The sequence below is a fragment of the Streptomyces sp. NPDC002851 genome (assembly GCF_053591935.1).
In genome coordinates this window covers 66980-87010 of sequence record NZ_JBSFUT010000011.1, presented here as the reverse complement: position 1 = coordinate 87010, position 20031 = coordinate 66980, and the positions used below count along the sequence as shown (strand labels likewise).

Annotated in this window: 15 protein-coding genes; 8 read left to right on the top strand and 7 right to left on the bottom strand. The window is 72.0% G+C overall.

Translation table 11 applies throughout. The features are described from left to right. Positions 1 to 88 precede the first annotated feature (88 nt). The 5 genes from iolC to mmsA all read left to right on the top strand — a co-directional run bounded on the left by iolC (position 89) and on the right by mmsA (position 6527). Positions 89 to 1060, top strand: a complete 972-nt coding sequence (gene iolC / locus ACWD10_RS14285) for a 5-dehydro-2-deoxygluconokinase (RefSeq protein ID WP_451090549.1) — start codon at positions 89 to 91, stop codon at positions 1058 to 1060. Further along, on the top strand, positions 1057 to 2115 hold the full coding sequence (locus ACWD10_RS14280; RefSeq protein WP_451090547.1) for a Cgl0159 family (beta/alpha)8-fold protein: 1059 nt from the start codon (positions 1057 to 1059) through the stop codon (positions 2113 to 2115). The genes iolC and ACWD10_RS14280 overlap by 4 nt, the downstream gene beginning before the upstream one ends. A 55-nt stretch (positions 2116 to 2170) precedes the next feature. Beyond that, positions 2171 to 2992: a 5-deoxy-glucuronate isomerase gene (gene iolB, locus ACWD10_RS14275; RefSeq protein ID WP_451090545.1), complete on the top strand. Its 822-nt coding sequence runs from the start codon at positions 2171 to 2173 to the stop codon at positions 2990 to 2992. Continuing rightward, the gene (gene iolD / locus ACWD10_RS14270; protein ID WP_451090543.1) at positions 2989 to 4932 is read left to right on the top strand and encodes a 3D-(3,5/4)-trihydroxycyclohexane-1,2-dione acylhydrolase (decyclizing); all 1944 of its coding nucleotides are present in this window, start codon (positions 2989 to 2991) and stop codon (positions 4930 to 4932) included. The genes iolB and iolD overlap by 4 nt, the downstream gene beginning before the upstream one ends. 92 nt (positions 4933 to 5024) lie before the next feature. Next, positions 5025 to 6527 carry a CoA-acylating methylmalonate-semialdehyde dehydrogenase gene (mmsA, locus tag ACWD10_RS14265; protein ID WP_451090541.1) on the top strand — a complete coding sequence of 501 codons (1503 nt, stop codon included), beginning with the start codon at positions 5025 to 5027 and terminating at the stop codon, positions 6525 to 6527. Between the two features lie 39 nt (positions 6528 to 6566). Here the strand turns inward: mmsA and ACWD10_RS14260 are convergent, their stop codons facing one another. Beyond that, positions 6567 to 6989: a GNAT family N-acetyltransferase gene (locus ACWD10_RS14260; protein ID WP_451090539.1), complete on the bottom strand. Its 423-nt coding sequence runs from the start codon at positions 6987 to 6989 to the stop codon at positions 6567 to 6569. Between the two features lie 118 nt (positions 6990 to 7107). Here ACWD10_RS14260 and ACWD10_RS14255 point away from each other — a divergent pair, with 118 nt between their 5' ends. Both ACWD10_RS14255 and ACWD10_RS14250 read left to right on the top strand, forming a co-directional pair. Beyond that, positions 7108 to 9825 carry an alpha/beta fold hydrolase gene (locus ACWD10_RS14255; RefSeq protein WP_451090537.1) on the top strand — a complete coding sequence of 906 codons (2718 nt, stop codon included), beginning with the start codon at positions 7108 to 7110 and terminating at the stop codon, positions 9823 to 9825. Continuing rightward, a complete protein-coding gene (locus tag ACWD10_RS14250) occupies positions 9822 to 10694 on the top strand; it encodes an ABC transporter permease (protein ID WP_451090535.1) in 873 nt (290 codons plus the stop codon). The genes ACWD10_RS14255 and ACWD10_RS14250 overlap by 4 nt, the downstream gene beginning before the upstream one ends. A 59-nt stretch (positions 10695 to 10753) precedes the next feature. On the opposite strand, the gene ACWD10_RS14245 is transcribed toward ACWD10_RS14250, so the two are convergent. The 4 genes from ACWD10_RS14245 to ACWD10_RS14230 all read right to left on the bottom strand — a co-directional run bounded on the left by ACWD10_RS14245 (position 10754) and on the right by ACWD10_RS14230 (position 16384). After that, on the bottom strand, positions 10754 to 12574 hold the full coding sequence (locus ACWD10_RS14245) for a hypothetical protein (protein ID WP_451090533.1): 1821 nt from the start codon (positions 12572 to 12574) through the stop codon (positions 10754 to 10756). A gap of 144 nt (positions 12575 to 12718) precedes the next feature. Further along, positions 12719 to 14536, bottom strand: coding sequence for a YfbK domain-containing protein (locus ACWD10_RS14240; protein WP_451090531.1), 1818 nt, complete (start codon positions 14534 to 14536; stop codon positions 12719 to 12721). 105 nt (positions 14537 to 14641) lie between these two features. Beyond that, the gene (locus ACWD10_RS14235) at positions 14642 to 15910 is read right to left on the bottom strand and encodes an acyl-CoA dehydrogenase family protein (protein WP_451090529.1); all 1269 of its coding nucleotides are present in this window, start codon (positions 15908 to 15910) and stop codon (positions 14642 to 14644) included. Positions 15911 to 15916: 6 nt separating this feature from the next. Continuing rightward, positions 15917 to 16384, bottom strand: a complete 468-nt coding sequence (locus ACWD10_RS14230) for an SCP2 sterol-binding domain-containing protein (RefSeq protein ID WP_451090527.1) — start codon at positions 16382 to 16384, stop codon at positions 15917 to 15919. A 155-nt stretch (positions 16385 to 16539) separates the two neighbouring features. Between ACWD10_RS14230 and ACWD10_RS14225 the strand changes: the two genes are divergently transcribed. Next, positions 16540 to 18465: an AMP-dependent synthetase/ligase gene (locus tag ACWD10_RS14225; RefSeq protein ID WP_451090525.1), complete on the top strand. Its 1926-nt coding sequence runs from the start codon at positions 16540 to 16542 to the stop codon at positions 18463 to 18465. A gap of 69 nt (positions 18466 to 18534) precedes the next feature. Here ACWD10_RS14225 and ACWD10_RS14220 read toward each other — a convergent pair whose 3' ends face one another. Then, on the bottom strand, positions 18535 to 19191 hold the full coding sequence (locus ACWD10_RS14220; RefSeq protein WP_451090523.1) for a class F sortase: 657 nt from the start codon (positions 19189 to 19191) through the stop codon (positions 18535 to 18537). 72 nt (positions 19192 to 19263) lie between these two features. Further along, on the bottom strand, positions 19264 to 19824 hold the full coding sequence (locus ACWD10_RS14215) for a hypothetical protein (RefSeq protein WP_451090521.1): 561 nt from the start codon (positions 19822 to 19824) through the stop codon (positions 19264 to 19266). Positions 19825 to 20031: the final 207 nt, after the last annotated feature.

The following is a 20031-nucleotide window of genomic DNA, read 5'->3' as shown; positions in this document are numbered from 1 at the left end:
TTGACAGGGGTTCCGCCCGGGGCTAGACGTGGGACCCGGCCCACGAGCGAAGGAACATCGAAGGGAGCGGTTGGTGACCCACGATGGCATGGCAGCCGGCAATTCGGCCCCGTACGACCTGATCACGCTGGGACGGATCGGGGTCGATCTTTATCCGCTGCAGACTGGGGTGGCGCTCGCGCAAGTCGAGACCTTCGGGAAGTTCCTCGGCGGCTCCGCCGCGAATGTCGCGGTCGCCGCGGCCCGCCTCGGCCGCCGCACCGCCGTGATCACCCGGACCGGGCAGGACCCGTTCGGGGAGTATCTGCACGAGGCGCTGCGGGAGTTCGGCGTCGACGACCGCTGGGTGACGCCCGTGGCCGGGCTGCCGACCCCGGTGACGTTCTGCGAGATCTTCCCGCCGGACGACTTCCCGCTCTACTTCTACCGCCGCCCCAAGGCCCCCGACCTGGAGATCCACCCCGGCGAGCTCGACCTCGAAGCGATCCGCGCGGCGCGGGTGTTCTGGGTGACCGGGACCGGCCTGAGCGAGGAGCCGAGCCGGACGGCCACGCTTTACGCCCTCGAACAGCGGGCCAAGGCAGGGATGGCGACGGTCTTCGACCTCGACTGGCGGCCCATGTTCTGGACCGACGGCCCCGAGCAGGCCAGGCCGTACTACCGGCAGGCGCTCGCCCACGCCACCGTCGCCGTCGGCAACCTCGACGAGTGCGAGGTCGCCACCGGCGAGCGCGAGCCGTACGCCGCCGCTCGCGCGCTGCTCGAGGCCGGGGTCCGGCTCGCCGTCGTGAAGCAGGGACCCAAGGGCGTACTCGCGATGAACAGCGACGGCGAAAGTGCCGAGGTCCCGCCGGTTCCCGTCGAGGTCGTCAACGGGCTCGGCGCCGGAGACGCCTTCGGCGGCGCGCTGTGTCACGGACTGCTCGGCGGCTGGGAGTTGACGCGGATCATGCGGTACGCCAATGCGGCCGGGGCCATCGTCGCGTCCCGGCTCGCCTGCTCCTCCGCGATGCCGTACGCCGACGAGGTGACGGCCACTTTGGAAGGCGACGCAGCATGATCACACCGCGGCCGGGGCGGACCACCGGGTCTCCGATAACCGCCGGAACCCCTGACTCCACCAGAGCCGGAGTCGAAGCCGGAACCGGAGTCGGAACCGGAACCGGTACCGCCGGGACGAGCCTCGTCGGCCGGATCAGCCCCGCCGAGCTGGCCCGGACGCGGGCCCGGTGGCCGGGGGCCGTGGCCGAGGCGGCCGCGCGGCGTGGGCGGCGGCCGCTGCTCGGGGAGCGCGGGCGGCTGCTCATCGTCGCCGCGGATCATCCGGCGCGCGGCGCGCTCGCCGTCGGGGACCGCCGCTTCGCCATGGCCAACCGCCTTGACCTGCTCGAACGCCTCTGTCTCGCGCTGTCCCGGCCCGGCGTCGACGGGGTGCTCGCCAGTGCCGACGTCCTCGATGATCTGCTGCTGCTCGGCGCCCTGGACCACAAGATCGCTATCGGGTCGATGAACCGTGGCGGACTTGCCGGTTCCGTCTTCGAGCTCGACGACCGGTTCACCGGCCATCGACCCCGAGATCTGGCCCGGCTCGGCCTGGACGCGGGGAAGCTGCTGCTCCGTATCGATCACCGTGACCCCGGCTCGCTCGCCACTTTGCACGCCGCCGCCCGGGTCATCGACGAGATGGCGGAGCGTCAGCTGCCCGTGTTCGTCGAGCCGTTTCTGTCCCGGCGGGTCGACGGGCGGGTGTGCAACGACCTCAGCCCGGAGGCGGTCGCCACGTCGATCGCGATCGCCTCCGGGCTGGCCGGCACCTCCGCGTACACCTGGCTGAAGGTCCCCGTCACCGAGGGCCCGGACGGCGCCCCGGACCCGGACGGCATGGCCCGCGCGATGGAGGCGTCCACGCTTCCGGCGGTGCTGCTCGGCGGTGACGTACGCGGGGACCGGCCCGACGAGACGTACGAACAATGGCGCAAAGCGCTGCAACTGCCCACCGTCCAAGGGCTTGTCGTGGGGCGCTCGCTGCTCTACCCGGCGGATGATGACGTGGCGGCGGCCGTCGACACCGCCGCCGCGCTGCTCGGTCAGGCCGAGTCCGAAGGCAGGGCCTAGGGGGTGTCTCCCCCTGGCCCCCCACACGGGACGTACCGTGAGTTTAGGAGGCGTGATGCACGTACCGGCGGGCAGTGCGGCCATGGGGCCGTACGCCCTGGACATCGACCCGAAGAACGTCGCCCGGGAGGTCCCCTGGGAGTACGCCGGGCTGCGCGTGCTCGAGCTGGCTCCGGGCGCGCTGCACCCGTTCTCCACCGGAGACAGCGAGTGGATCCTCGTTCCCCTCGGCGGCGGCTGTACGGTGCAGGTGGCAGGTGAGTTCTTCGAACTCGTGGGCCGGGACAGCGTGTTCGGCGGAGTCAGTGACTTCGCTTATCTGCCGCGCGACGCCCACGCCCAGATCGCCTCCGGCGCGGGAGGCCGCTTCGCCCTGGCAGGAGCGAGGTGCGAGCGCAGACTCCCCGCCCGCTACGGCCCCGCGCCGGAGGTTCCGGTCGAGCAGCGCGGCAGCGGCAAGTGCGCGCGCGAGGTACGGAACTTCGGCGCCGCCGGGGTCTTCGACTGCGACCGCCTGATCGCCGTGGAGGTGATCACGCCGGGCGGCAACTGGTCCTCGTATCCCCCGCACAAGCACGACGAGCACCGCCCGGGCGTCGAGGCGCAGTTGGAGGAGATCTACTACTTCGAGATCGAGGAGCGCGCGGGCCGTGCCGGGCTCGGCTACCAGCGGGTCTCGCCGTCGCGGCCTGGCGGCACGGACGTGCTCGCCGAGGTGCGCGGCGGCGACGCCGTGCTCGTCCCGGACGGCTGGCACGGCCCGTCCATCGCCCAGCCCGGCCACGCCATGTACTACCTGAACGTCATGGCGGGACCCGGCGAGGAACGGGAATGGAAGATCTGCTTCCACCCCGATCATCAGGAGGGTTACCGATGAGCCCGATGAGCACCACCACGCCGTCGGCGTCCGGCTCCTCCGGCGGCACGCGTCGCCTCACCGTCGCCCAGGCCCTGATCGCTTTCCTGGCCCGGCAGTTCACCGAGCGGGACGGCACCCGGCAGCGGCTGATCGCCGCGACCTGGGGGATCTTCGGGCACGGCAATGTCGCCGGGGTCGGGCAGGCGCTCGTCGAGTACGGCGACGCCATGCCGTACTACCAGGGGCGCAACGAACAGGCCATGGTGCACGCCGCCGTCGGCTACGCCCGCCAGTCCGGGCGGCTCTCGGCGCAGGCCGTCACCACCTCCATCGGTCCCGGTGCCACCAATCTCGTCACCGGCGCCGCGCTTGCGACCATCAACCACCTCCCCGTGCTGCTGCTCCCCGGTGACGTCTTCGCCACCCGGCCCGCCGATCCGGTCCTGCAACAGCTCGAAGTGCCGTATGCGGGCGACGTATCGGTCAATGACTGTCTGCGGCCCGTCTCCCGGTACTTCGACCGCATCACCCGGCCCGAGGCGCTGATCCCGGCCGCGCTTCAGGCCATGCGGGTGCTCGCCGATCCCGCCGCGACGGGTGCCGTGACGCTCGCGCTGCCGCAGGACGTGCAGGCGGAGGCCTACGACTGGCCCGAGGAGTTCTTCGCGGACCGGGTGTGGCGGGTGCGGGCACCGGAGCCGGACTCTCACGATGTCAACGAAGCGGTACGTGCGCTGAGTTCCGCCCGGCGGCCGTTGATTGTCGCGGGCGGTGGTGTGCACTACAGCGGGGCCGAGCAGGCCCTCAAGGAGCTCGCCGACGCCACCGGCATCCCCGTCGCCGCCACCCAGGCGGGGAAGGGCTCGCTCCGGTACGACCACCCGGCCGACGTCGGCGGCATCGGGCACACCGGGACCGCCGTCGCTGACCACCTCGCCCGCACCGCCGACCTGGTGCTCGGCGTCGGCACCCGCTACACCGACTTCACCACCGCGTCCTCGACGCTGTTCGAGAACCCCGAGGTCCGCTTCGTCAACCTCAACATCACCGGTTTCGACGCCCACAAGATGGGCGCCGCTACCGCGCTGGTGGGGGACGCGCGCGTGGGCCTGGAGGTGCTGGAGCGGGAGCTGCGGCAGGGCACCGGGGAGAGCCCCGGCTATCGCGTGGACGCCGTCTACGAGGCCGAGTACACCGAGGCCAAGGCCCGCTGGGAGGAGCAGGTCACCGCCGCCTACGCCGCGCCCGACCAGGACGCCGTGCCCACCCAGGCCCAGGTCCTCGGCTGCCTGGACGCCCTGGTGACCGACGAGGACGTACTGATCAACGCCGCCGGGTCGCTCCCCGGCGACCTGCACAAGCTGTGGCGGACCCGGTCTCCACTTCAGTACCACGTGGAATACGGCTACTCCTGTATGGGATACGAGATTCCGGCGGCGCTCGGCGTTCAGCTGGCCGCGCCGGGGCGGCCGGTGTGGGCCCTGGTCGGCGACGGGACGTATCTGATGATGCCCACCGAAATCGTCACCGCCGTCCAGCGCGGCCTGCCCATCAAGGTCGTGATCCTCCAGAACCACGGGTACGCGTCCATCGGTGGCCTCTCCGAGACGGTCGGCGGCGAGCGGCTCGGCACCGCGTACCGCTTCCAGGCGACGGACGGGACGTACACCGGAGACGTCCTGCCCGTGGACCTGGCCGCCAACGCGGCCTCGCTCGGGATGCCCGTACTGCGCGCGAAAACGGTGCGTGACCTGCGCGAAGCCCTCGCACGCGCGCGTGCCGCCGACGGCCCCACAGGTGTCTATGTGGAGACCGAAATGTCAGACAGAGTGTCGGGCGTGCCGCCCGCGCAGGCGTGGTGGGATGTTCCGGTGGCCGAGACCGCGCACCGCACAGCCGCGGTCAAGGCCCGTGAGGAGTACGACAGGCAGGCAGGGGCACGACGCCGCCCTCTGTGAGCCCTACGGACCCCGTTGCTTATGGACCCCTATAGGGCGGCCCTGTTTTCCGGGCCCCTGTAGAGCCGCCCGCTGCGAAGGAGCTTGACGTCATGACGAACACCTTGCACCACTGGATCGGCGGCAAGACCGTTGCGGGAACCTCGGGGAATTCCGGGCCCGTGACGGACCCGGCGACCGGCGAGGTGGCCCGGCGGGTCGACTTCGCCTCGGCCGCCGAGGTGGACGCCGCGGTCGCCGCCGCCAAGGAGGCGTACCGGACCTGGGGGCAGTCGTCGCTGGCGCAGCGCACGACGATCCTCTTCAAGTTCCGCGCCCTGCTCGACCAGCACCGGGACGAGATCGCCGCGCTGATCACCGCCGAGCACGGCAAGGTGCACTCGGACGCGCTCGGCGAGGTCGCCCGCGGCCTGGAGATCGTCGACCTGGCGTGCGGGATCACGGTGCAGCTCAAGGGCGAGCTGTCCACGTCGGTGGCCACCCGCGTGGACGTCTCCTCGATCCGCCAGCCGCTCGGCGTCGTCGCGGGCATCACGCCGTTCAACTTCCCCGCGATGGTGCCGATGTGGATGTTCCCGCTGGCCATCGCGTGCGGCAACACCTTCGTCCTGAAGCCTTCGGAGAAGGACCCGTCACCGTCCCTGAAGATCGCCGAGCTCCTCTCGGAGGCGGGGCTTCCGGACGGGGTCTTCAACGTCGTGCACGGCGACAAGGTGGCCGTCGACCGGCTCCTCGAGCACCCGGACGTGGCGGCCGTCTCCTTCGTGGGCTCCACCCCGATCGCCCGCTACATTCACACCACGGCGTCGGCCAACGGCAAGCGCGTCCAGGCGCTGGGCGGCGCCAAGAACCACATGCTGGTGCTGCCCGACGCCGACCTGGACGCGGCCGCGGACGCCGCGGTCTCGGCGGCCTACGGCTCGGCCGGTGAGCGCTGCATGGCGATCTCCGCGGTGGTGGCGGTCGGTGCGACCGGCGACGAGCTCGTGGCCAAGATCCGGGAGCGCGCCGAGAAGATCAAGATCGGCCCGGGCGACGACCCGTCCTCCGAGATGGGCCCGCTCATCACGGCCGCCCACCGCGACAAGGTCGCTTCTTATGTGAAGGGCGCCGCGGACCAGGGCTGCGAGGTCGTCCTCGACGGCACCGGGTACACGGTCGAGGGCTACGAGAACGGCCACTGGATCGGGCTCTCGCTGCTCGACCGGGTGCCGGTGACCGCGGACGCCTACAAGGACGAGATCTTCGGCCCGGTCCTGTGCGTCCTGCGCGCCGAGACGTACGAGGAGGGCCTCGCCCTCATCAACAACTCCCCCTTCGGGAACGGCACGGCGATCTTCACCCGGGACGGCGGCGCCGCCCGCCGCTTCCAACTGGAGGTCGAGGCCGGCATGGTCGGCGTGAACGTGCCGATCCCGGTGCCGGTGGGCTACCACTCCTTCGGTGGCTGGAAGGACTCCCTCTTCGGCGACCACCACATCTACGGCAACGACGGCACGCACTTCTACACCCGCGGCAAGGTCGTCACGACCCGCTGGCCCGACCCGGCGGACGCGCCGTCCGGGGTGGACCTCGGGTTCCCGCGTAACCACTGAGCTGCACACCAGCGAAGTACGACCGGGGCGCGTCGCGGCTCAGGTGCGGGTGAACTGCCAGGTCAGTACGGCACATCCGCCCTCCGCGACGGCCCCGGTCGCACGGTACGCGGCCAGGGCGCCGTGGTTGTCCAGGTCGACCCCGACCCACATGTCGTAGCAGCCGCGCTCCTCCGCGAGCGCGGCGAGCTCGGCGATCAGGGCGGAGGCGATGCCACGGCGCCGGTACGGCTCGGCGACCGCCAGCTCGTACAGGCACATCTCCACGCCCTTGTCGGGATGGCACATCTCGATGCCCGTGATGAAGCCCACCGGCGCCTCGGCCCCGGCGGCGTACGCGAGGAAGAGATGGTGTCCGGGGGCGTCCAGGAAGCCGCGGGCCCACTCGGGCCGTGCCGGGCCGTCGAACAGCGGCGAGGCGGCGAGCAGTTCGTCCACAGCGGTCGCACGTCGGATCTCCATGCGGGCGTTCGTACCACGGCTGCGGTATGCGGCACCGCCCTTGTACGACCTGGGGAGGTCGACGTGTTCCGCCCCCGGTCGAGCGCGAATGTCAGTGGCCGCCCGTACGGTTGATCGCATGAACCGTCGATGGTCCAGATTTCGGTCCGGTGCCCCGGGCCGCCCGCGCGGACGGCGGCTGCTCGCGATCGCGGCCGCCGTCGCCGTGTTCGGCGGCGCCGGGACGGCGACGGCGGCGTCCGTGGCCTCCGACGACGGCCCCGAGGTACGACGCCAGGACCGCATGCTGCCGATGGACGGCACGCGGGACGGCGGCGAGCCGCCGGTACGGATCGACACCTCGTACTTCACCGCCGGAAGCACCGACACCGCCCGCCCCGCCGTGCTCATCGGCCACGGCTTCGGCGGCAGCAAGGAGGACGTGCGCGCCCAGGCCGAGCAACTGGCCCGGGACGGGTACGCGGTGCTCACCTGGTCCGCGCGCGGCTTCGGCAAATCGGGCGGAAAGATCGGCCTGAACGCCCCGAAGGGCGAGGTCGCCGACGTCTCCCGGCTCATCGACTGGCTCGCCGACCGCCCCGAGGTCCAGCTCGACGGCGAGGGCGACCCGCGCGTGGGCGTCACCGGCGCCTCGTACGGCGGCGCGGTCTCGCTGCTCGCCGCCGGACACGACCGCCGGGTCGACGCCATCGCCCCGCTGATCACCTACTGGAACCTCGCGGACTCGCTGTTCCCCGACGGCGTCCTCAAGAAGCTGTGGACGGGCGTGTTCTTCGCCACGGGCGGCGGCTGCGAGAGCTTCGAGAAGCAGCTGTGCGAGATGTACGAACGGGTCGCGGTGGCGGGTAAGCCGGACGACGCGGCCCGGAAACTCCTGGAGGAGCGCAGCCCCTCCGCCGTCGGCGACAAGATCAAGGTGCCCAGCCTGATCGTGCAGGGCCAGACCGACTCGCTCTTCCCGCTCGGCCAGGCCGACGCCATGGCCCAGACCATCGGGGACAACGGCGCCCCGGTGGCCGTCGACTGGATCGCCGGCGGCCACGACGGCGGTGACATGGAGCAGGGCCGGGTGTCCGCGCGCGTGGACGCCTGGTTCGACCGCTACCTGAAGGGCGACAAGTCCGCCGACACGGGCGCCCCGTTCCGCGTCAGCCGCGCGGGCGGCGTCGACTCCACGGACGGCCGCACCCGGCTGCGCGGCGCCACCGACGAGGGGTACCCCGGCCTGGACAGCGGCACGCGGAACATCCCGCTCAGCGGCGGCACCAAGTCCCTGACCAACCCGGCGGGTTCGAGCCCGCCCGCGATCTCGTCCGTGCCGGGGCTCGGCGGCAATCTCGCCCAGCTCTCCTCGCTCGGCCTCGGCGGCCTCTCGATGGACTTCCCCGGCCAGTTCGCCCGGTTCGACACCGCGCCACTGAAGAAGGACCTGCGCATCACCGGCTCACCCAAGGTGACCGTGCGCGTGGCCTCCGACCACAAGGACGCGGTGCTCTTCGGGAAGGTCTACGACGTCGGGCCCGACGGCAGACAACAGGTGCTGCCCGCCCAGCTGGTGGCCCCCTTCCGGGTCGAGGACGCGGGTGGCGGGAGCAACGGCAACGGCGGCGCGGGCGGCAAGGGTCGCGAGGTCGAGCTGACGCTGCCCGCCATCGACCACGAGGTGCGGGCCGGGCACCGGCTGCGGCTCGTGCTCTCCGCCACCGACCTCGGATACGCCTCACCGGTCGAGCCCGCGACGTACACCGTGACCGTCGACGGCGACCTGCGGGTGCCCACGGCTCCGGGCGTGGAGACCGCGGCCACGCCGCTGCCCGCCTGGGTGTGGTGGCTGCCGCTCGCCGGGCTCGTCGCCGCGGCCGCGCTCCTGATCGGCGTGCGCCGCCGCACCGCGCCCCCGGCCCCGGACCCGGCACTCGCCGAAGTGCCGCTGCGCATCGAGGACTTGACGAAGCGGTACGGCAAGGACAGCGACGCGTACGCCGTCCAGGACCTCTCCTTCCGCGTCGAGAAGGGCCAGGTGCTCGGCCTGCTCGGGCCCAACGGCGCCGGGAAGACGACGACGCTGCGGATGCTGATGGGCCTGATCACGCCCGACGGCGGCGAGATCCGGGTCTTCGGGCACGCCGTGCGGCCGGGCGCCCCGGTCCTGTCCCGGGTCGGCGCGTTCGTCGAGGGCGCGGGCTTCCTGCCGCACCTCTCGGGCCGCGAGAACCTCGAACTGTACTGGCGCGCCACCGGCCGCCCCGCCGAAGACGCCCACGTAGAAGAGGCGTTGGAGATCGCCGGGCTCGGTAACGCGCTCGCGCGCGCGGTGCGCTCGTACTCGCAGGGCATGCGGCAGCGCCTCGCCATCGCCCAGGCCATGCTCGGCCTGCCGGACCTGCTGATCCTGGACGAGCCCACGAACGGGCTCGACCCGCCGCAGATCCGCGAGATGCGCGAGGTCCTGATCCGGTACGCCGCCCAGGGGCGCACCGTCATCGTCTCCAGCCATCTGCTCGCCGAGGTCGAGCAGACCTGCACGCACCTGGTGGTGATGGACCGCGGCCGACTCGTCCAGGCGGGCCCCGTCGCCGAGATCATCGGCTCCGGCGAGACGCTCCTGGTCGCCACCGAGCGGGCGCCCGAAGAGGCCCTGGTCGAGAAGATGGGCGCCCTGGAGGGCGTGGCGTCGGCGACCGCGGCCGAGGGCGGCGTGCTCGTCCGGCTCGACGGCGCGACGGTCGCGGAACTCCTCGCGGAACTGGTCCGCCTGGAGGTTCCGGTGACCGGCATCGGCCCGCACCGAAGGCTGGAGGACGCCTTCCTGACCCTGATCGGAGGGACGGCATGACCACGCGCACCGAGGCGGGGCGGGACATCTCCGCGCCCGGGTACCGTCCCCGGCGCACCCTGCCCCTCAGGGTGGAGGCGCTGCGGCAGCTCAAGCGGCGCCGGACCCTGGTCATGGCCGGTGTCCTCGCGGTGCTGCCGCTGATCCTGGTCGCGGCGTTCGCCATCGGCGGCACCCCGGACGCCAACCCGGAGCGCGGCGCGACGCTGATGCAGACGGCCACGGCCTCCGGCGCGAACTTCGCCGCCACCTGCCTCTTCGTCTCGGCGGGCTTCCTGCTTGTGGTGCCGGTGGCGCTGTTCTGCGGGGACACCGTGGCGTCCGAGGCGAGCTGGTCGTCGCTGCGCTACCTCCTGGCCGCCCCGGTGCCCCGGGCCCGGCTCCTGTGGAGCAAGCTCGCGGTCGCGCTCGGCCTGAGCGCGGCAGCCATGCTGCTGCTCCCGCTGGTCGCGCTCGCGGTCGGCACGGTGGCGTACGGCTGGGGGCCGCTCGAACTGCCCACGGGCGGTGCGGTGCCGTCCGGCACGGTCGCGGGTCGGCTCTTCGTCGTGGTGGCGTACATCTTCGTGTCCCAACTGGTCACGGCGGGGCTTGCGTTCTGGCTCTCCACCAAGACGGACGCCCCGCTCGGCGCGGTCGGCGGCGCCGTCGGCCTGACGATCGTCGGGAACGTCCTGGACGCGGTCACGGCCCTGGGCGACTGGCGTGACTTCCTGCCCGCGCACTGGCAGTTCGCCTGGATCGACGCGCTCCAGCCGATACCCGAGTGGGGCGGCATGGCGCAGGGCGCGGCGGTGTCCGTGGCGTACGCACTGGTCCTGGTGGCGCTGGCGTTCCGGGGCTTTGCCCGTAAGGACATCGTGAGTTAGGGCCCGTCTCGGGGAGACACCCGCTAGGTCCTGGCCGGAACCGGTTGCCGGTCCTGGGCCTACTGGCACAGCTCCCGCTCCGCCGCCACCGGGTCCGTCGGGAAGCGCAGGGCCGTCCGGTCCCATGCCCCGGTGAGGTTGCGCAGGAAGCGGTCCGGGGTGAGCGGGGCCTCGGTCGCGGCACGCAGTTCGGCCAGGGCCGGGCAGCGCAGGGCGCGTTGTGCGGCGGCCAGCTTCACCGGGTCGGCGCCGGGCGGCAGTTCACCGGTGCCGCGGTCGGCGACGATCCACTCCACCGGGAGGTGCTTGTCGTGCCCGACGCGGCGGTTCGGGTCGCGCTGGGAGTGCGCGGCCAGCGGGTAGGCGAGGCCGATCGGGTCGAGGGCCGCGCCGGAGAGGGGGACCGAGGTGCCGTTATGGCCGAGCACGGTGTAGACACCGGTCACCTCGGGTGTGTTCGCGGCGACCCGGGTGTGGCCGAGCAGCAGGCTCGCCGGTTCCGCCCGGCGGGCCAGCGCCCCGTACGCGGCAGGCCCGTCGGTACCGGCGAAGGTGTGGTGCACCGGGTGCGGGTCGGCGTTCTGGCGGACGTACACGCCGCGTTCGTCGGCGATGCCGCCCGGGCCGAGCTGCCCCTCGTACGGCATCCGCAGCCACCCGGCGCAGACCAGGGCCCAGACGGCGAGCCCCGCGGCGGCGAGCGCCGAGACGCGGGTGAGGGGCACGACGAAGACCGGAAGGAGCATCAGGAACAGTCCCGGCAGCAGCATCCGCCCGTGCATGAAGTCCCCGCCGACCTTGATGACGTACACCCAGCAGAGCGCCCCGGCGACGACCGGCGCGAGCGCGGGCACGAGCGGAAGTCCGAGATCCGGACCGCGACGCACCACCCTCGCCCGGTGTCCGCGACGCACCACCCTCGCCTCGTGTCCGCGACGCACCCGCAGTACGGCGGCAAGCACGGCACCGAGCACGGCAGCGAGGACGGGAGCGAGCACGAACAGCGCGGGCACCCACAGCAGATAAGGGCTCGCGAAGTCCGCGAGATAGCCGAAGCCGCGCGCCCACAGGCTCTGGGACGCCTCCTTGGTGACGGCGGGCAGCGGCACCAGGTGCCCGTAGTAACCCGCGCGGAAGAGTTCGTACGCCGCCGGGGCCGCGCCCGCGATTCCCGCCCCGGCGAGGGCGCGCCGCCACGACGGCCGCACCATCAGCCACTGGGCGCCGAGCAGCACCACGGACACCAGGCCCAGATCGGGCCGTACGAGCGGGCCGAGCCCGGCGACGAAGCACGTCATCGCGGCGCCCGGCGATGTGACGAGGAGCAGCCAAGCACCCGCGAGCCAGCAGGTGGCGAGCCCGGTCTCCAGGCCGGAGGTCGCGAAGTCCCATACGGGCGGCAGCGCGAGCAGCACGAGGGCGCCGAACGGCAGCGCGCGCGTGGTGCCGTACAGGCGCACACAGCCGAGCCCGGCGAGCGCGAACCCGGCGGCCGTGAGCAGCAGCCCGCCGTACACCGCGGCGCTCGGCACATCGGCACCGGGCAGCCCGGCGGCGGCGAGGAGCCACTGCCACAGGGTGCCGGTGGACGCCTCGGCGCGCTCGCCGGGGTTGAACACGGGTCCGTTGCCCGCGAGGATCTGCCGCACCGTGCGCACGTAGATATGCGCGTCGTCGGACATCCACCGCCGCTGGTACCCGGCGACGAGCACGGCCAGGGCGGGCAGCCCGCACAGCAGAACCACCCGCCCGCGGCCGGACGGCCACCGGCGCCCGGAGCCGACCCCCGCGGTCCGGTCGCGGCCTGCGGTGCCCATGGTTCGTGAGGTGTGTGCGTGCTCATGCGTGGTGTGTGCGTGGTCGTACGTGGTGTGTGCCATGGCAAGCACCCTGACCCGAGCGGGGCGCCCGGCGGGGCGGGGCACACCGGCGGCAGCCCGAATTACGCCTGGTCACGGCACCTTCGGGCGACCGTCCGGCCTGCGACCCGGCCTGCGCCCGCCCCGGATAGCCGCCGAGAGGGCCTACGTCAGATCCGCCGCCTGGCCTACGGCCGTCGCGAGTTGGCGTATGTCCGCCTCGCCCGTGTCCCGTGCCAGGCGATCCACCTGGCCCTGGAGTTCGGCCAGGGACATCGTCCCCGGGATCCTGATGAAGCGGTCGCCGTCGCCGTCGCCGGTGCCGGTGCCCTTCGGGTTGAAACCGGAATCGGCGGGCTCGGCGCCGTCCGAGCAGTGGCTCGCGCCCGCGCCGCACGGGGACGGGCGGTACGTCCCCGTGTCCGGACGGCCCGCAGAGCGCAGCGCGTCCGCGAAGTAGGCGGCCGACGCGGCGACCTGGAGTCCGCGGTCGGCGCTGCCCCAGAGCGAGCCCCGCAGGTCCGCGGCGTCGACGGTCGAGGAACTCTCGTGCGGTGCGCGGGTCTTCGGGTCGAGCCAGCGGACCGTGGCGGTGGCGACCCGGCCCCCGCCCCCGCCCCCGTCCGACTCCCCGCTCGCCGACTCCTTGAGGCGCACGGCGTACAGGGCCGTCACCGTGTGGCCGGGGCCGACCTCGCCGCCGTCCACGAGGTCGTCGCGGAAGTCCTCGTCGGCGACGCGCCGGTTGTCGTAGCCGATGAGCCGGAACGATTCGACCGTCTCCGGGTCGAAGGCGACCTGCGCCTTGGCGTCGCGGGCGCGCAGCTCGATATGGGTGGGCAGGTCGTCGACGAACACCTTGCGCGCCTCTTCTTCAGTAGAGACGTACGTGGTGTGCCCGTCGCCCTTGTCCGCGAGCCGCTCCATCAGGGCGTCGCCGTACTCGCTGCCCACGCCGACCCCGAAGAGCGTGATGCCGTGCTCGCGGCGGGCCGTGGAGATCTGCTCCAGGATGGCGTCGGCGCTGGTCTCGCCGGTGTTGGCGAGCGCGTCGGAGAGCAGCACGACGCGGTTGGTGGCGCCGGGGCGGTGGCCCTCGACGGCCGTGTCGTAGCCGGTGCGGATGCCCGCGTCGAGGTTGGTGGAGTCGGTCGGCCGCAGCTCGTCGATGGCCGCGTGCACCCGGCCGCGGTTGCCGCTCCTGGCCGCGTCCTCGCCCGCGCCTTCGCCCGCGCCGCCCTCACCGCCTTCGGCCGCGTGTCCGCCCAGGCGGGTCATCGGCAGTACGGTCTCGGCCTCGCTGCTGAACGTCACGATCGCCACCGAGTCCTCGGGGCGCAGCTGGTTCGTCATGACCCGCAGGGAGTCCCGTACGAGATCGAGGCGGCCGGGTTCGGACATGGAACCGGAGACGTCGATGACGAACGTCAGGGCGGCGGGCGGACGTTGGGACGCATCCGGTGCGGCCTTGCTGGCGAGCCCGACGCGCAGCAGCGACCAGTCCCCGTCGGCCGCGCTCTCGCCCGGCGCCCGGGCCCCGTCCGTGCTGACCGCGAGCCCGTTGCCCTCGGGCTGCGCGTACTCCTGCTGGAAGCTGTTGATGAACTCCTCCGGGCGGACCGTGGACGGCGCGGGCATCCGGCCCTCGCCGAGGGTGCGCCGGGCATAGCCGTACGACGCGGTGTCGACGTCGAGGGCGAAGGTGGAGAGATGGTCGGGATCGGGCGCTACGTCCTTCCCGTTCTCCTGCCGCTTGTCGCCCTCGGCCGCGCCGCCCTGGCCGGGCGCGGGCATGGCACCCTCTGCGCCGCCCCCGGAGCGGCCCTTGTCGACGGCGCCCGTGGCTTGATTGCCGCTGCCGGAGCAGCCGGTGAGCAGGATGCCCCCGGCCGCGGCGAGGGCCACAAGCCTCCTCAGCCCCCTCAGCCCTCGCAACCTCCGGCGCCGATCACCGAATCCCTCGAACCGATCCCGTCCACCCATGCCGGACCCCCTCCACTCGTCCTGCTGTCGTGAATGTGACGTACGAAGGGGGCGCGGGGAGCAGCGTTTTGGGTTGCGGATCGATCACGTTTCGGACACCCGGGGTCAGCGAATGTGCCGCCCCGAGATGGCCCGAGCGATCACCAGGCGCTGGATCTCACTCGTCCCCTCGAAGATCGTGTAGATCTTCGCGTCCCGGTACATCCGCTCCACCGGATGCTCCCGGCTGTACCCGGCGCCGCCGAGCACCTGGATGGCCTTCTCCGTTGCCGCGACGGCCAGTTCGCCCGCGCGCAGCTTGGACATGGAGCCCTGGCCCGCGTCGAAGGTCCTGTCGTTGCGGGCCATCCAGGCGGCCTGCCAGATGAGCAGCCGTACCGCCTCGATCTCGGTGCGCAGGTCGGCGAGGGCGAAGGCGATCGACTGGTTCTCGATGATGGGGCGGCCGAACGCCTCGCGGTCCCCGGCGTATTCGAGCGCGTACTCGTACGCGGCGCGCGCGATTCCGAGCGCCTGGGCGCCGACGGTCGGGCGGCTCACCTCGAACGTGGCCATCGCGGCCTGCCCCTTGCCGCCCTTGCTCGTACCGCCGGAACCGGAACCGGAGCCGCCTCCCGAACCGCCCCCGGGAGCACCCTGCCGAGCCCGGGCAAGCCGAGCGTCGAGCCGCTCCTTGCCCCCGAGCAGACAGTGCCCCGGAACCCGTACGTCATCGAGAAAGACATCCGCCGTATGCGAGGCGCGAAGCCCCAACTTGCGGATCTTTCGGGCGCCTTCGAGTCCCGGAGTGCCCGGCGGCACGATGAACGCCGCCTGGCCGCGGGCGCCGAGCCCGGGCTCCACCGAGGCGACCACCACATGCACGTCGGCGATGCCACCGTTGGTGATCCAGGCCTTCTGCCCGCCGATCACCCACTCGTCCTTGGCCTCGTCGTACCGCGCCCGGGTCCGCATCGCCGAGACGTCCGAACCCGCCTGCGGCTCCGAGACGCAGAACGCCGCGAGCTTCGGTGCGTCCTCGTCCCCGAAGCACTGCGGCACCCACTCGGCGAGCTGGTCCGGCGTACCGGCCGAGAAGATCCCGGCGACCGCGAGCGAGGTGCCGAACAGGGCCATGCCGATCCCGGCGTCACCCCAGAACAGCTCCTCGTTGGCGATCTGGAGCGAGACCCCGGTGGGATCGCCGAAGAGGTCGGCCAGGGACTCGAATCCGTACAGGCCGATCTTCGCGGCCTCCTGGATGATGGGCCAGGGAGTCTCCTCGCGCTCGTCCCACTCGGCCGCCGCCGGGCGCACCACCTCGGCCGCGAAGCCGTGCACCCATTCCCGCAAGTCCTGCTGTTCCTCGGTCAGTTCAAGAGAGAACCCGGTCATGGACGATCACGCCTTGGGTATGTCGAAGTAGCGAGTGAGCCCCGAGGCGAGCGCGACATCGCCCGCGACCTTGAGCTTGCGCGTCATGAACAGCGTGATGGGGCTGGCGTTGCCGGAGACCAGCTTGAGGAACTCCGCATCGCCCATGACCAGGGTGACCCGCGGCTCGGCAGTGCTGCGGCCCTCGCGGACCGTGCAGCGGCCGTCGTCGATCTCGGTCTCGTAGACCGCCTCGCTGACGCCGCCCACCTTCCAGCGGATCAGCGCCTTGAGCGTGCCCGCCGTCTCCGGCTTGAACTGCCGTTCCATGCGCCCGAAGACCTCGGTGAGGACGCGAGCCCGCAGCGCCTCGTCCCGCGCGATCTCGTTGATCTCCTTCGTGGAGAGACCCTTCACGATCCTCGCGAACTCCTCGGGGGAGACGCTCGAGAAGTCGAGTTCCGCCAAGTTGTCCGGGTTGCCGCTGTCCGCCATGGAAGCCTCCTCGCTACCCCTGGTCCATTTCTTACTCGTGAGTAAGCTTACTCAGAAGTCAGAGTCTGGCCAGACCCATTGATTTCTTCTTACGCATCGGTAAGTTGACCGGTGCGTAAGCAACTTCGCACCGCAGGCCGACACACGGAGCCACCATGGGCGTACGCAAGGATCTGAAGAGGGCGAAGCAGCGCAGCGACCTGGCGGCGCGCGTCCATACCGAACTCATCAGGGAGAACGGCGTCGTACGCGAGGTGCGCACCGCCCCGCTCGCCGAGCGCCCGGCCGACGGGGCCACCACCGCGGACATCCCGTTCACCAACGCCGCCGAGGATCCCGACGCGGTGGTCCTGCACCGCAAGGAGGGCGACGCCTGGCGGCCCGTGACGGCCGCGGACTTCGCCCGCGAAGTGACCGCCGCCGCCAAGGGATTGATCGCCGCGGGCCTCGAACCGGGCGGCAGGGTCGCGCTGATGTCGCGTACGCGCTACGAGTGGGCCGTCCTGGACTTCGCCATCTGGGCAGCGGGCGGGCAGACCGTACCCATCTACGCCACCTCGTCGGCCGAGCAGGTGGAGTGGATCGTACGGGACTCCGGGGCCCGCTTCCTGATCGCCGAGACCCCCGAGAACGTGGCGACGGTGCGCACCGCCGCGGCCGAGCTCCCGGAACCCGATGCCCTGCGCGTCTGGGAACTGGACTCCGGCGCGATCGTCGAACTCGCCACCCTGGGCCGGGACGTAGCCGAAGAAGAGGTCGGCAAGCGGCGGGCCGCGCTCACCCCCGACACCATCGCCACCCTCTGCTACACCTCCGGCACCACCGGAAAGCCCAAGGGCTGCGTCCTCACCCACGGCAACCTGCACGCCGAGGCAGCCAACACCGTCGACCTCCTCCACCCCATCTTCAAGGAGGTCACCGGCCAGATCGCCTCGACCCTGCTCTTCCTGCCGCTCGCGCACATCCTGGGCCGGGTCATCCAGGTCGCCTGCATGCTCGCGCGCATCGAGATCGGCCACTGCCCCAGCATCAAGCCCGATGAGCTCCGCCCCGAACTGCGGTCCTTCCGGCCGACGTTCGTGGTCGGCGTGCCGTACCTCTTCGAGAAGATCCACGACACCGGGCGCGCGACCGCCGAGAAGATCGGGCGCGGCGCGTCGTTCGAGCGGGCCGACCGCATCGGGGTGCGGTTCGGCGAGGCGTATCTCGACAAGTTCCTGGAGCGCGGCAAGGGCCCCTCGCTCGGGCTCTATCTCGCCTGGGCGCTCTACGACCTGCTTGTCTACCGCCGCATCCGCAAGGAGGTCGGCGGTCGGCTGCGCTATGCCATCAGCGGCGGTTCGCCCCTGGACCGGCGGCTCAACCTCTTCTTCTACGCGGCCGGGATCATCGTGTACGAGGGGTACGGGCTGACCGAGACGACGGCCGCCGCCACCATCATCCCGCCACTGACGCCGCGCCCGGGCACCGTCGGCCTGCCGGTGCCCGGCACCTCGGTGCGGATCGCGGACGACGGCGAGGTCCTGATCAAGGGCGGCATCGTCTTCGGCTCGTACTGGAACAACGAGGACGCCACCGAACGCGCCCTGGACGACGGCTGGTTCGCCACCGGCGACCTCGGCGAACTCGACGACGACGGCTACCTCACGATCACCGGAAGGAAGAAGGACATCCTGATCACCACCGGCGGCAAGAACGTCTCGCCCGCCGTCCTGGAGGACCGGCTGCGCAGCCGCCCACCCATCGGGCAGTGCATCGTCGTCGGCGACAACCGCCCCTTCATCGGCGCCGTCATCACCCTCGAACCCGACGCCGTCGAGCACTGGCTCGCCGTCCGCAAGGCGCCGAAGGGCACCTCCATGGCCGAGGTGATCAAGGACCCGCGGATGATCGCGGACGTCCAGAAGGCGGTCGACTACGCCAACGAGGCCGTCTCACGCGCCGAGTCGATCCGTGCATTCGTGATCGTCGAGGGCGAGTTCACCGAGGAGAACGGGCTGCTCACCCCGTCCCTGAAGATCAAGCGCCATGCGGTCGCGGCCGCGTACGAGCGGGAGATCGAGGGCCTCTACGGTGCGTAACTCCGGTAGGGCCTGTGTCGGAAGTCGCGTCGTCCGCCCGGAGGGCGGGCGGGACTTCCGACACAGGCCCTAGGTCCACCGGCTGTCGGTGAGCCGCGCGTACACCACCGTATTGCCCTGGTAGCCGAACCCGGCGCCGCGGAACACCCCGCCGCAGGTGATCACGCGCAGTTCGGGCCGGTCCGACTGGCCGTACACCTTCGTGTCGGGAAAGGCGTCGCCGGGCACCAACTCGACGGTGTCCACGGTGAAGACGGCGGTGCGCCCGTCCTCCCGGTCCACCTCCACGGTGTCGCCGGGCTGCACCGCGCCGAGGCGGTAGAAGATCGCGGGCCCGGTGGCCGAGTCGAGGTGCCCGGCCGTGATCGCGGTGCCGACCGCGCCGGGCGCTGTGCCGCCCTCGTACCAGCCCGCCAACTGCGTCTGCCCTTCCGGCGGCACGTCCAGCGTGCCGTCCGGAAGCAGCCCGAGCCCGATCACATCGGTGTCGACGCCGATCGACGGTATGCGCATCCGCAGCGGACGGGCGGCGGGCAGCGCGGGCGCGGTCCGGCCACGCGTCGCGTGCGCGGCGGCATCGGCCTGTGCGAGGGGCGCACGCGGCGGCTGTTCGTCGGCCCGTACGCCCTCGGACATCAGCCAGCCGCCGATGAGCACGCCGAGTGCGGTGAGCCCGGCCAGCGGGGGCCTGATCCGGGGGAGACAGCGGTACGAGGAGGAAGGCACCGTTCGCTCACTTCCGTACGTCGTCGTACCGGACGGGCCGAAGAGAGCCCGTCCGGCGTGTGCGGACGAGACTCAATGGCGCCGCGACCGGCGCCGCCGCCCCATCAGAAGGACACCTCCGATGCCCACGGTCGTGGCGAGTGCGGCACCCGCGACGATCTGGCCGGGCCGTCCGAAGCCGTCGTCCTCGGCGACACCGCCGAGACCGCCTCTGACCTGGCCGGTCGGGGCCGTGGGCGATCCCGTGGGGGCGACCGTGGGCGAGGGTGACGGCGCACCGCTGACCGTGACCCGCTGCGAACCGGCGGACTCACCGCCCGAGCAGATCACCGCCACCGTGTACGTTCCTGGGCTGACACCCTGCCAGGAGGCGCTCTGCCGGTCGCCGCCCCTGGCGAGATCGACCTGCTCGCCCCCGGCGAAGCTGGCATTTCCGCGCCCCATCAGGGAGGCCCGGCCGCCGTTGGGGCAGTCCGTCGTGGTGACCTGCACGAACGAGCCGCTCACGGTCACATTGATGCCGGTGATCGGCGCGGCGTGGGCCGCTGCCGCCGGGCTCGCGGCAAGGGCGAACGGGGCCGCGACGGCGGCGATGGCGAGCCCGGAGCGCAGGGATATTCGCATCGTACGCATGAGCAATGTCCTCCACAGAAGCCCGGGAGGCGGCACCCCGACGGCGCCGCCGGAACTGGGGTGGTCCCGTGCTCCGTTACCACCGAGCCAATGCGTTGGACGTGCGGAACGCATGCGGGGGCGGCCCGGGGGTGGCTGTGCGGGTGAACGGCTGCGCCGAACGGGGCAACTGTTTCAGCCCGTCCGGCGTTTGAGGACGAGCGCGTT